Source organism: Mangrovimonas futianensis (assembly GCF_021245805.1).
Classification (GTDB): Bacteria; Bacteroidota; Bacteroidia; order Flavobacteriales; family Flavobacteriaceae; genus Mangrovimonas; species Mangrovimonas futianensis.
This window is the reverse complement of record NZ_JAJJNF010000007.1, coordinates 1-12,833: the sequence shown is the minus strand read 5'-3', so window position 1 is coordinate 12,833 and position 12,833 is coordinate 1. Positions and strand designations below refer to the sequence as shown.

The window sequence follows — 12,833 nt, the reverse complement described above, 5'->3', positions numbered from 1 at the left end:
TTTGAATTTTGAGTTCTAAAAACTTCAATCGTTTGAAGTTAAAAAAGTTTGTGTTTGAGTTTATATTTCCTTAAATCTGGAATCCATATTGCTCGAAAAGTTTTAAATTTGTGGGAATTATTTACAAATCTTAAAAAATTAAATACATGAAAGTTACAGTAGTTGGAGCAGGAGCAGTAGGGGCTAGTTGTGCCGAATATATTGCGATTAAAAATTTTGCTTCAGAAGTTGTTTTATTGGATATCAAAGAAGGATATGCTGAAGGTAAAGCAATGGATTTAATGCAAACAGCCTCTTTGAATGGTTTTGATACAAAAATTACGGGTGTAACAAACGATTACACCAAGACTGCAGGTAGTGATATCTGTGTTATTACTTCTGGTATTCCCCGTAAACCTGGAATGACTAGAGAAGAATTGATTGGAATCAATGCCGGAATTGTTCAAAGTGTAACTTCAAACCTAATTGAGCAATCTCCAGATACCATTTTGATTGTAGTAAGTAATCCTATGGATACTATGACGTATTTGGCTCACAAAACTTCAGGTTTGCCAAAACACAGAATTATAGGAATGGGTGGAGCTTTAGATTCAGCTAGATTTAAATACAGATTAGCAGAAGCTTTAGGAGCTCCTATTAGTGATGTTGACGGAATGGTAATTGGTGGTCACAGTGATGTGGGTATGGTTCCATTAACACGTTTAGCTACTAGAAATTCTGTGCCTGTTACCGAATTTATTTCAGAAGAAAGATTAGACCAAGTGAAAGAAGATACCAAAGTTGGTGGGGCTACTCTAACCAAACTTTTAGGAACTTCTGCGTGGTATGCTCCAGGAGCAGCTGTAAGCGCTTTGGTACAAGCTATTGCATGTGACCAAAAGAAAATTTTCCCTTGCTCTACCTTGTTGGAAGGTGAATATGGATTAAATGATCTTTGTATCGGGGTTCCAGTTGTTCTAGGTAGAAAAGGAATTGAAAAAGTAGTTGAAATTGAATTGTCTGAAGAAGAAAAGCAACAGATGTTTACCAGTGCCGAAGGCGTGAGTAAAACAAATGGTTTATTAGATGTTTAATTGGTCTGAATTTATGAAAAGATTCGTTTTTCTATTTTTATTATCTATTCATCTTACCGTATTTTCTCAAGAAAGTTTTGATGAAGGCGTAGCTGTGGGCAGTATGACCATGTCAAGCAACAATGCAGAAGTTCAAGGGCAATTGGCGATGATGGGTGATATGACAACAACCACTTATTTTAAGGGGAACAAAACACGTTCTGAATCTAATAATTTAATGGCTGGTGAAACCATTACCATCATTGATGCTAAAGCCAAGAAGATGTTATTGTTAATGAATAACATGGGAGGCAAAATGTATTCTAAAAAGGATATAGCGCCTACACAGGAAGATTTAGATAAGATGACCGTAGAAAAAGGGACTGAAACTAAAACTGTTTTAGGCTATGAATGTCAACAATATTTTGTGACAATTGAAGAAGGAGGCATGAAAATGACTTCAGAGTATTTTGTGACTGATAAAATTCAAGCAGTTTCTGAACAGTTTTCCGGTTATGGTTCAAAACTGGAAGGTTTTCCTTTATATATGGTTATGAAAATGAATCAACCAGAAGCTGAAATTACCTTGACTTATGAAATTAAAGAATTAAGAAAAGAAGAGGTTTCTGATGATAAATTTGACATGACAATTCCAGAGGGATATACAGAACTTCAAGTTCCAAATCCACAGAATTAATAGGATGGAATTTCAGATAAAAAAAAGAGCGACTATACGGTCGCTCTTTTTTTTTACAAAATATTAATTTCTATTGGGTATTCATTGTGTAAATCATATATTTGCTCGTTTTTAAAAATAACGTTAAAAAACTAAAATAAACTAATTAATATAATAGATAATGCAGAACAAAGGACTAGTAAAACTGTTTGCAATTTTGTTCGGCTTGGTAAGTATTTACCAGCTTTCCTTTACATTTAAAGCAAATAGTATTGAAGATGAAGCAAGGGCTTATGCCAGTGGAGATGCGGCAAAAGAACGTCAGTTTTTAGATTCTATTTCCAACGAAAAAGTATTCAGTTTAGGTGTAGCAGACTATACCTATAACCAAGTTAAGGACAACTCCATGAATTTAGGTCTGGACCTAAAAGGAGGGGTTAACGTTATTTTACAAGTGTCTGTTAAAGACATTTTGAAAGGACTTGCAAATTACTCTAAAGACGCCACTTTCAATCAAGCATTGGATAATGCTTCAGAAGCGCAAGTAACTAGTCAAAACACCTTTGTTGAAGATTTCTTTATTGCATTTGACGAAATCAAAGGAGATAAAAAATTAGCGTCTCCTGATATTTTTGGAAATAGAACCTTAAGTGAGGAGATTACTTTTGATATGTCCGACAGTGAGGTGCAACCAATTATCGAAAGAAAAGTTGATGAATCAATTGTGTCTGCGTTTGAAGTATTACGTAAGCGTATTGATGAATTTGGTGTAACATCTCCAAACATTCAGCGTTTAGGGAATTCTGGTAGAATTTTAGTGGAGTTACCAGGGGTTAAGGATGTAGAGCGTGCTACAAAACTATTACAAAGTACAGCTCAATTAGAATTTTGGGATGCTTACAGAGGGGATCAATTTTTGAACTTTCTTAGTGAGGCTAATGAATTGTTGAAAGACATGGAAACGGAGAAGGATGCTGAAAAGCAAGCCGATTCTACAGTTGCAACCGATACTACCCAAGATGATAAAATTGCAGATCTTTTAGGAGACGATCCAGATTCAACCGCTGTCAATGATAACAACCCTATTGGAAAATTAATTAAAGGATTTGGTTACCAAGGTGGTCCTGTAGTAGCTCAATTTGCTACTAAGGATAAGGGAACTATGGAAGAATACTTGAATATGCCTCAAGTAAGAGCCTTATTGCCTGCAGATTTTAGATATGTGAAATTTGCCTTTGGAAAACCTGATACCGATAGTGAAATAGTTGAATTGTATGCTTTAGCAGGAAACCGTGATAACATGCCTCCTCTAAGTGGAGCTGTAATTACAGATGCTCGTCAAGAATATGGTCCAACGGGTAAGCCAGTTGTTTCTATGCAAATGAATAGCAAAGGAGCTAAAATTTGGGAAGAAATGACCGGTGTAGCTTACCAACAACAGAGTCAAATTGCTATCGTTCTAGATAACGTTGTCTATTCTGCACCAGGTGTAACCACTGGGGCTATTTCAGGAGGGAACTCTCAAATCTCTGGAGATTTCACTCTTAATGAGGCAACCGACTTAGCTAACGTATTGCGTGCAGGTAAGTTACCAGCATCAGCAGATATTATTCAAAGTGAAGTAGTAGGACCATCTTTAGGACAAGAGGCTATTGATAGCGGTCAGTTATCATTTGCAATTGCATTGGCCTTGGTTCTATTATGGATGATCGTTTATTACGGAAAAGGTGGTTTATTCGCTGATATCGCTATGTTGTTCAACATTCTTTTAATCTTTGGAGTTCTTTCAGGATTAGGAGCAGTATTGACTTTGCCAGGTATTGCGGGTATCGTTTTGACAATTGGTATGTCTGTAGATGCTAACGTGCTTATCTTTGAAAGAATCCGTGAGGAACTTGAAAAGGGTAAAGGACAAAAGGAATCCATTCAAGACGGTTTTAGTAATGCTTTATCTTCTATTTTAGATGCTAACATTACAACTGGTTTAACGGCTTTAATCTTATTTGTATTTGGTACAGGACCAATTAAAGGATTTGCTACTACCTTATTAATTGGTATTGGTACATCATTGTTTACTGCTATTTTCATTACAAGATTGATAGTTGATTGGTATGTGAATAGAGGAGGAACTTTAACGTTCTCAACTGGTGTTACTAAAAACTTATTTAGAAATATCAATATTAATTTCTTGAAGAAGCGTAAGGTGGCTTACATTTTATCAGGAGCTTTACTAGTAATTAGCTTAGGTTCTTTGTTTACAAATGGCTTGGATCAAGGAGTTGATTTCGTTGGAGGTAGAACGTATCAAGTTCGTTTCCCACAAGCAGTTAGTTCTTCAGAAATTTCTAAGACTTTAAATGATTTCTTTGGAAGTGCAGACGCCAAAACTTTTGGTAATGCAAACCAATTAAAAATAACTACCAAATATAAAGTTGACGAAACAGGAGCTGAAGTTGATGAAGAAATCAGAAAATCGCTTTACACTGAATTACAACCATATTTAGGAGATGCTAGTTATGATGATTTCATCAGTGACAATGAGCATAAGACAGTTGGTTTAATGAAATATTATAAAGTAAGTCCAACGATTGCAGATGATCTTAAGAAAGAGTCTTTCTGGGCGGTTTTAGGATCCTTGTTAGTGGTTTTCCTTTATATCTTGTTACGATTCAAGAGATGGCAATTCTCATTAGGGGCAGTTGCGGCTGTTTTCCATGATGTGATTATTGTTCTTGGGGTGTTCTCTTTAACCTATAAGTTTATGCCATTCTCCATGGAGATTGACCAAGCTTTTATTGCTGCCATCTTAACGGTTATTGGTTATTCATTAAATGATACCGTGGTTGTGTTTGATAGAATTAGAGAGTTCTTCAATGAGCATACAGCTTGGCCATTCAATAAAGTAATTAACTCTTCATTGAGCAGTACATTAAGTAGAACATTGAATACCTCACTTACTACCTTGGTGGTGTTGTTGGCTATTTTCTTCTTCGGAGGGGATTCTATTAGAGGATTTATGTTTGCCTTGATAGTTGGTGTAGTTGTTGGTACCTATTCATCCTTGTTTATTGCAACACCAATCATGTATGATTCAGTGAAAAAAGGTGATGCTAAGGAAAGTTTAAGAAAGAAAGAAGAAGTTGTTGAAGAAACAGCAGAAGCTTAAATATAGAACTAACTAGATTTTATTAAAAAGCCTTTCCAATTGGAAAGGCTTTTTTTATTACATATGTGTAAATAAATTAATTTCTAATATAGGATATGGAATCGCCTACTTTTAAGCCCCATTGATCAGACAAACCAGCATTTACTTCCAATACGTACATGGCCGGTTTATTTGAGGGTAAAGAAGTTTCATTCATGGGTTGGGCATTCTTCTGAAAACTGACAATCTTTTGGTCTTTGTCCAGATAAATAATATCCAAAGCAATTTGGGTATTCTTCATGTAGAACCATCTTGGGTTGTAATCTTGAAAAACAAAAAGCATTCCTTGACTGTCTCGCATAGATTGACGGTACATCAAGCCTGTTTCTCTTTCATATTCAGAATCGGCTATTTCAATATCCAATTGCTTTACTATGGAATCTGTCTTTTGGTGAAATAGCTTTAATTCACCTTCTTTCTTAAAGCTGATCTGTGTTTGCTTAATATTATTTTGTTCAGGTTTTTCTTTACATGAAAAGCTGAAAATACCTCCCATTAGCAAACAGTATAAAGACACGTTTTTTAATTTCATGGCTTTATGCAACTTTGTGTTTTGGTTTATAAACAAACATGAAATAGAAGCCTAAAAGAATAAAAGGTATGCTTAACCATTGGCCTGTATTTAAAGCCCATGTGGCTCGCTCATCAACCTGTGCCTCTTTGACAAATTCAACAAAGAACCGAACGGTCCATAAGAAAACTAAAAATAGGCCAAATAAGAATCCTTCTTGTTGTCCTTTATTGGTTTTAAGGTAAACCCACACTAAAATTAAAAATACAATAATGTAACAAAAGGACTCATATAATTGAGCGGGATGTCTATAAGGGACAGCCTCCAATAGATTAGAAAACTGTGGATTATTTGTTACCGCCATATAAGCCTCTTGAACCTTATTGATCCCTGTTAATTTAACAATTTCATATTTGCTGTATTCATCCTGAATGAATCGGACTCCTAAAGGTGAATCGGTTATTTTACCTATTATTTCAGAGTTTATAAAGTTACCTATCCTAATAAAGATCGCACCGCTTGCTACAGGTATAACAATTCGGTCCAAGATCCACATTAGGGTTTTATATTTGTATTTTCTTCGGTATAAATACATGCCAGTAATGATTCCAATGGCCGCTCCATGGCTTGCCAATCCTTGAAACCCTGTAAATTCGATCCCGTTTTTAAAACTGAAAGGAAGGAAAATGCTAAAGAAATCTTCCTTGATTAATTCGGCTTGATAAAATAAGACATGACCCAATCTGGCACCTATTAAAGTAGCTAGAACCGTATAAAGAAATAAAGGATCTAAATATTCAAGTTTTACTTTTTCTCGAATGAAAATTCGTTTCATGATTTGCCATCCCAAAAGAAAGGCAATAATCCACATGACACTATAAAAATGGATTTTGAAATTTCCGATAATATCAATTCCTGAGACGGGATTCCAATCGAATTTAAGTAAAAACATAGAGTTTAATTTTAAAGGGTAAATATAGCCAATTGAAACTCGGAGAAAAAATAAAAGAATTATAACAATACGTTATTTTTTTGGGTCTTTTTCAGGAACTGGATCATAACCACTACCTCCCCAAGGCGCTGGAGCGTTAAGAAAATGTACGGTGTACATTTTTAGAGAACAGGCGAGCTGGCGGGTAGGCTAGTTGTCATCCTTGTCAGGAACTGGGTCATAACCACTACCTCCTCAAGGCGCTGGAGCGTTAAGAAAATGTACGAGGTACATTTTTAGAGAACAGGCGAGCTGGCGCGTGGGCTAGTTGTCATGCTTGTCAGGAACTGGGTCATAACCACTACCTCCCCAAGGATGACAACTAAAAATCCTCTTAATAGCCAACCAACCGCCTTTTAAAAGACCATGCTTTTGTAAAGCTTCAATGGTATAATGAGAGCAAGTGGGCTGGTATCTGCAAGTAGCAGGGAATAGAGGTGAAATGGCACCTTGATAAAACTTTACCAAATAGATAAACGGTTTTATCAAGATGTTTTTCATATGCTTAATTTGTGGAAAATGTAGTGCCTTCTTTTCCGTCTTTTAATTGAATTCCTAAGGAAGTAAGCTCGTCCCTAATTTGGTCTGAAAGTGCAAAGTTCTTATTCGCTCTGGCTTCTTGTCTTAGCTTGATAAGTAATTCAACGGTACCTGTCAGTTTATCGTCTGAATTATCAGAACTGGATTGGCTAGGTAACAATCCCAGAACATCAAAAACAAAGGTGTGAATGGTATTTTTAAAGGTGTTTAAATCTTCTTGACTTATCGATTCATTACCTTCTTTTATTTGATTGATATATTTAACCCCTTCAAACAAATTTGCTATTAAAATGGGCGAATTGAAATCATCATTCATCGCATCATAACATTTTTGAATCCAACTTGGTAGATCAATACTACTTGTTGCTGAAACAGGTAAATGATCCAAGTGGTTAATGGCTTCCATTAAACGGTTAAATCCTTTTTCACTAGCTAATAAACCGTCATTTGTAAAGTCCAAAACGCTTCTGTAATGAGCTTGAAGCATAAAGAATCTAGCAACTGAAGGAGAAAAAGCTTTGGTTATATTGGCATTATCTCCTGTGAATATCTCATTCGGTAGAATAAAGTTTCCAGTCGATTTGGCCATTTTCTTACCATTCATTATAAGCATGTTTGCATGCATCCAATAATTAACTGGTGATTGTCCTTTTGCAGCTTCATTTTGAGCAATTTCACATTCATGATGAGGAAACTTCAAATCCATACCACCTCCATGAATATCAAAATGTTCTCCTAGGTATTTGGTGCTCATGGCAGTACATTCTAGATGCCAGCCAGGAAATCCATCGCTCCAAGGTGAAGGCCATCGCATGATATGTTGAGGCTCTGCCTTTTTCCACAGCGCAAAGTCCTGAGGATTTCTTTTGTCACTCTGACCATCAAGTTCACGAGTATTGTGAATCATATCTTCAAGATTTCGCTTGCTTAGCTTACCATAGTCATGACTTTGGTTAAACTTAACGACATCAAAATATACCGAACCGTTAATTTCGTAGGCAAAACCATTTTGAAGAATATCTTTGATCAATTCAATTTGTTCAATAATATGTCCGGTTGCTGTAGGTTCAATACTAGGCGGTAAAAAATTAAATTTATTCAGAATATTATGAAAATCTACAGTATAGCGCTGAACCACCTCCATTGGTTCAATAGATTCTAAACGTGCTTTTTTAGCAATGCGGTCTTCCCCTTCATCAGCATCGTTTTCTAAGTGACCTGCATCTGTAATATTTCGCACATATCTTACCTTATATCCCAAATGCTTAAGGTACCTAAAGACCATATCAAAAGACATAAAAGTCCTAACATTTCCTAAATGGACATTGCTATATACGGTAGGTCCGCAGACATACATGCCTACATAGCCGTCATTAATAGGTTTGAAAAGTTCTTTTTCTCCGGTAAGGGAATTGTAAATTTTAATGGGCTGCTCTTGATACAAATGCATGAGTTATAAAAGGTAGGGGGTGATTAAAATTTAGTTTCTAACTGAATATAGTCTAAAAACTCTCTCCTAATTTCTTTTTCTTTAAAACGACCGCCAAATTCTGCCGTAACGGTACTGCTTTCTATGTCTCTAATTCCTCTGGAGTTGACGCAAAGGTGTTTGGCATCAATAACACAGGCTACGTCTTGAGTGTTTAGAACTTCTTGAAGTTCTTTAACAATTTGAATGGTTAAACGTTCTTGTACTTGAGGTCTTTTCGCATAGTAATCTACAATACGGTTCATTTTGGATAGTCCAACAACCTTTCCATTTGAAATATAAGCTACGTGGGCTTTACCTACTATAGGAAGTAAATGATGCTCACAAGTTGAATATAAGGTAATGTTTTTTTCAACCAGCATTTCACCATATTTATATTTGTTGTCGAAAGTAGAAGCGCTTGGTTTGCTTTTTGGGTGTAAACCGCCAAAAATTTCCTTAACAAACATCTTAGCGACTCTTAGCGGAGTTCCTTTAAGACTGTCGTCTGTTAAATCTAATCCCAAGGTCTCCATAATATGTCTCACATCATCCTTAATGATGTCAATTTTTTCATCATTAGTGAGTTTGAAAGCATCGACTCTCAGAGGGGTTTCATGGGATGTTCCTATGTGATTATCTCCAATAGATTCAAACTCTTCTAAATTTTTATCAAATTTCATTATCGCTCCTTAAAAGTGGTAGTAATTTAATTTGCAAAGATAAGAATTTCCCCTTGAACCGTCGGGAATCTTAACAGATTATTAAAATGCAGGAAATATTAACGTGGGTAGTTTTAATTTTTTATTATTTTTAGGCTCTTTTTAACAAAAAATTAGGTTATGAATTTAAGAAATATGGCACTTTGCACAATGTTTTTTTGGTTGATCTTCTTTAAGGTCAGAGCTCAAGAAAACTCAAATTATCCTTCTTTAAAGCCAATAGAATATAAAGAGAATGTCAGAGCTCCTTTTTCTGCTCAAGAATTGGGATTCCTAGAGGAAGTTTATGGGGAGTATTTGGACCAAGTTGTTATAAATAATAATCAGAAACAAAAAGAAATAAAAAATTTACTTAGAAACCGAATTGAGTATCTTCAAATTAATGATGCAAGTGATCAGAAAAAATGTGAAATGCTTTCAGAGGTTTCCTTATTTGATGCCTACAATAAAAACCTTACGAGAGACAAAAAATTTAATCAAGACCTTTTCAATCCCTTAAAATATAATTTCAATTTTTATTCTCGAGGATCGCAAATGTATAGAGTAGATGGAACTAACTATTTTATCTTAATTCGTTCTCAATATAATTATTAAGAAATTATACCTCATAGCTATGAAATATTTATTTTTCCTTTTCTCCTTCTTTTTGATTTCCACCATACATTCACAGGATGTTCTCATGCAAAATGGAACTGTGAACCAATGTTCAGGGGTTTTTTATGATTCTGGTGGAGCCACTAGTGGATATGCCGTTGGTGAAAGTTATGTAATGACGATATGCCCAGAAAGTGATGGCCAACAAATTCAGTTAGACTTTACTGAGTTCAGTACGCAATTGAATACAGTTACCATGACCATTTATGATGGACCGGATACTACTGCGAATGCCTTTGGATCTTTTTCAGGTGGTGGACCAGTAAATAGTCCGGGTACAGTAACGGCTACGCCTAACAATCCATCAGGTTGTTTAACTATTGAATTTGATAGTACAGGTGGGTCACAAAGTGTCGCTGGATGGGCAGCCGATATTTCTTGTTTGACACCGTGTCAAACTATAGTATCTCAATTGGATAGTGCCTCTCCGGCTCCCAATGAAGATGGATATATCAGAGTGTGTCAAAATGAGGAAATAACTTTAACTGGTAGTGGTGATTTTTCAGTAGATGGTACGGGCGCTACTTATGAATGGGATCTGGGAGATGGAAATACGGCTTCTGGTCAAACAGCAACCTTTTCTTATAGCGAACCAGGAGTTTATATTGTAAATTTAAATATTACAGATACTAATACTTCTGTAAACCCTGATGGGTGTCAAAGTACAAACTTAATTAATCAGGTGGTTCAAGTTTCGACAGATCCTGATTTTACTGGTACCGAGGCAGCTGATACGGAGCTTTGCTTTGGGGAGTCCACTACAATCACTGGAGTTGTAACTCCTACTGACTTTATTAATGATTGTACACCACCAGTAAGTGGAACTACATATTTACCTGATGGCTCAGGTGCCGTTTATCAAACATGTATAACAGTAGATTGCTATGATTCAGATCAACTTCTAACAGATGTGAATCAACTAGTAAGTATTTGTGTTAACATGGAGCATTCCTTTGCCGGAGATTTAGATATCATTATTACTGGGCCAACAGGTCTGGATACTCATCTGAAGCAATATCCAGGTGGAGGAGGAACTTATTTAGGAGGGGCCAATGATGATGGATCAAATACCCCTGGAGTAGGAGCTGATTATTGTTTTTCAATGTCTGGTTCTGTAATTCTTGAAAATGCTCCAACCATGATAGCTGGAAGTAATCCGCCGAATAATTCTTATGTCCCTGGTACCTATTTGCCTGAAGGATCTTTTAATGATTTAATAGGAAGTCCTTTAAATGGCGATTGGTGTATTACCATTATAGATAATCTATCCGTTGATAATGGATATATATTTTCTTGGGGATTAGAATTTGACCCTAATTTACAACCTCCAGAACTTTCATTTACACCTGAGATTGAATCAGAGTCGTGGAATGCAGATTCATCAATAATTGATACAAACGGTAATGTAATTACAGTACAACCTCCAACAGAAGGACAGTACTGTTATACCTATACCGCTGTAGATGACTTTGGTTGCGAATATTCCGAGACTGTTTGTGTGACTGTTTATCCTGAAATTGTAAATGAAGAGCCCAATGATTTATTTATTTGCGGGCAACCTAACCCACCTTATATTTTTGATTTGACTCAAAACACATCAGTGATTTTAGCAACTGCTGATAATCCTGATATTTTTGAAGTCACTTATCATAATACAGAATCGGATGCCATTCTAGACACTGGAATTATTGATCCTGCCGATGCCTATTCCGGAACTGATGGTGAAGTGATATGGGTTAGGATAGATTTACCGGGAACAGATTGTTTTGAGATTGACAGTTTTACTTTAAATGTAGTTTCTGAACCAATCATCAACCCAGTTGAAGATATGATCCAATGTGATGATCCTTCAAATGACGGCATCGCCGATTTTGACTTGGAAACGCAGACCTTAGGTATTTTGGGCACGCAACCTGAAGGCGATTTTATAGTGACCTATTATGACAGTTTTGCTGCTGCCGATTCAGGAACCGGTTCTTTGGATAGTCCATACACGGTGACTTCATCCCCTCAACCTATATGGGTTCGTATCGATCTAAATGCTGAGACAGCATGTACCACCGTCAGCCCCGACCCAGTATTCTTTTTGATCATCGAGCCATTTGCCGACACGAGCTTTACGGTAGACCCTACCTGTGACGGAGCGGTGGTGACCCTTACGGGCGAACCTGGCGGGACCTTCAGTTTTGGGGATCCCCAGCCACCGGTTGCGGTGATTGACCCAACTACCGGAGAAGTGACCGGAGCCTCCCCATCCGAGGAGATCACCATCATATACGCCCTAGACAACGAATGTAGCGCTTCCTCTGAAGTGACCTTCAACGTGATCGACATAGACGACCCGAGCTTCACCTTGATCCCGACCTGTGACGGTGCCACAGCCGAGGTAACAGGTACCCCTGGCGGGACCTTTACCATGGTGGACGTCAATGGCGTTGGCGGTACGATCAACCCGGATACCGGTGAGATCACCGGCGGTCCATCCGAGGCGGTCTATGACGTGACCTATACCACCAGCGGTACCTGTCCGGACTTTTTGACCCTGACGGTAACCGTACCTTTCTCCGAGGATACCACCTTTGAGATGACCCCCAACTGTAGCGGAGCAACCGCCACCATATTGGGCGATGTGGACGGGACCTTTAGCATGGTAGACCTAGGAGACGGTGCCAGCATCGATCCTGCCACGGGAGAGATCATTGGCGGACTTTCAGGAGCGACCTATACGGTCACCTATGCCTTTGAGAACGTATGCAGTGAGCCAACGACCTTGGATGTGACGGTGATAGTGACCGATGACCCAAGCTTTACGCTTACCCCTACCTGTGACGGCGCTACAGCTGAAGCCGTAACCCCGGGAGGGACCTATGCCTTTACAGACCCACAGCCAACAGATGCCGTGATTGATGCAGCTACGGGAACCATCACCGGTGGAGCCCCTGGAGCGACCTATGAGGTGGTGTATACCACCAACGGTACCTGTCCGGACACGACGACCAATACAGTAACCGTAC

Annotated in this window: 10 protein-coding genes; 5 read left to right on the top strand and 5 right to left on the bottom strand. The window is 37.6% G+C overall.

Going from position 1 to position 12,833, the window contains the following annotated elements; all coding sequences use genetic code 11:
• Positions 1–146: 146 nt before the first annotated feature.
• The 3 genes from mdh (at position 147) to secDF (ending at position 4,894) form a co-directional block, all read left to right on the top strand.
• A complete protein-coding gene (gene mdh / locus LOK78_RS12290) occupies positions 147–1,073 on the top strand; it encodes a malate dehydrogenase (protein WP_053970145.1) in 927 nt (308 codons plus the stop codon).
• 13 nt (positions 1,074–1,086) lie between these two features.
• Positions 1,087–1,749: a DUF4412 domain-containing protein gene (locus LOK78_RS12285; protein ID WP_232635108.1), complete on the top strand. Its 663-nt coding sequence runs from the start codon at positions 1,087–1,089 to the stop codon at positions 1,747–1,749.
• Positions 1,750–1,909: 160 nt separating this feature from the next.
• Positions 1,910–4,894, top strand: a complete 2,985-nt coding sequence (gene secDF / locus LOK78_RS12280; protein WP_232635107.1) for a protein translocase subunit SecDF — start codon at positions 1,910–1,912, stop codon at positions 4,892–4,894.
• 76 nt (positions 4,895–4,970) lie between these two features.
• Here secDF and LOK78_RS12275 read toward each other — a convergent pair whose 3' ends face one another.
• The 5 genes from LOK78_RS12275 to folE all read right to left on the bottom strand — a co-directional run bounded on the left by LOK78_RS12275 (position 4,971) and on the right by folE (position 9,126).
• Entirely contained in the window at positions 4,971–5,465 is a 495-nt protein-coding gene (locus LOK78_RS12275) for a DUF192 domain-containing protein (RefSeq protein WP_232395444.1), read from the bottom strand.
• 4 nt (positions 5,466–5,469) lie between these two features.
• Complete coding sequence (gene lgt, locus LOK78_RS12270) at positions 5,470–6,396, bottom strand: prolipoprotein diacylglyceryl transferase (protein WP_232635106.1); 927 nt, start codon at positions 6,394–6,396, stop codon at positions 5,470–5,472.
• 303 nt (positions 6,397–6,699) lie between these two features.
• Positions 6,700–6,936, bottom strand: coding sequence for a membrane protein insertion efficiency factor YidD (gene yidD, locus LOK78_RS12265; protein ID WP_232635105.1), 237 nt, complete (start codon positions 6,934–6,936; stop codon positions 6,700–6,702).
• Between the two features lie 4 nt (positions 6,937–6,940).
• A complete protein-coding gene (cysS, locus tag LOK78_RS12260) occupies positions 6,941–8,425 on the bottom strand; it encodes a cysteine--tRNA ligase (RefSeq protein WP_232635104.1) in 1,485 nt (494 codons plus the stop codon).
• A gap of 23 nt (positions 8,426–8,448) precedes the next feature.
• Complete coding sequence (gene folE, locus LOK78_RS12255; protein WP_232635103.1) at positions 8,449–9,126, bottom strand: GTP cyclohydrolase I FolE; 678 nt, start codon at positions 9,124–9,126, stop codon at positions 8,449–8,451.
• Between the two features lie 159 nt (positions 9,127–9,285).
• On the opposite strand from folE, the gene LOK78_RS12250 reads away from it, so the two are divergent.
• Together LOK78_RS12250 and LOK78_RS12245 are read left to right on the top strand one after the other, a co-directional pair.
• Entirely contained in the window at positions 9,286–9,759 is a 474-nt protein-coding gene (locus LOK78_RS12250; RefSeq protein WP_232635102.1) for a hypothetical protein, read from the top strand.
• Positions 9,760–9,778: 19 nt separating this feature from the next.
• Positions 9,779–12,833, top strand: a 3,055-nt coding sequence (locus tag LOK78_RS12245; protein WP_232635101.1) for a PKD domain-containing protein, incomplete at its 3' end; no start/stop codon positions are given.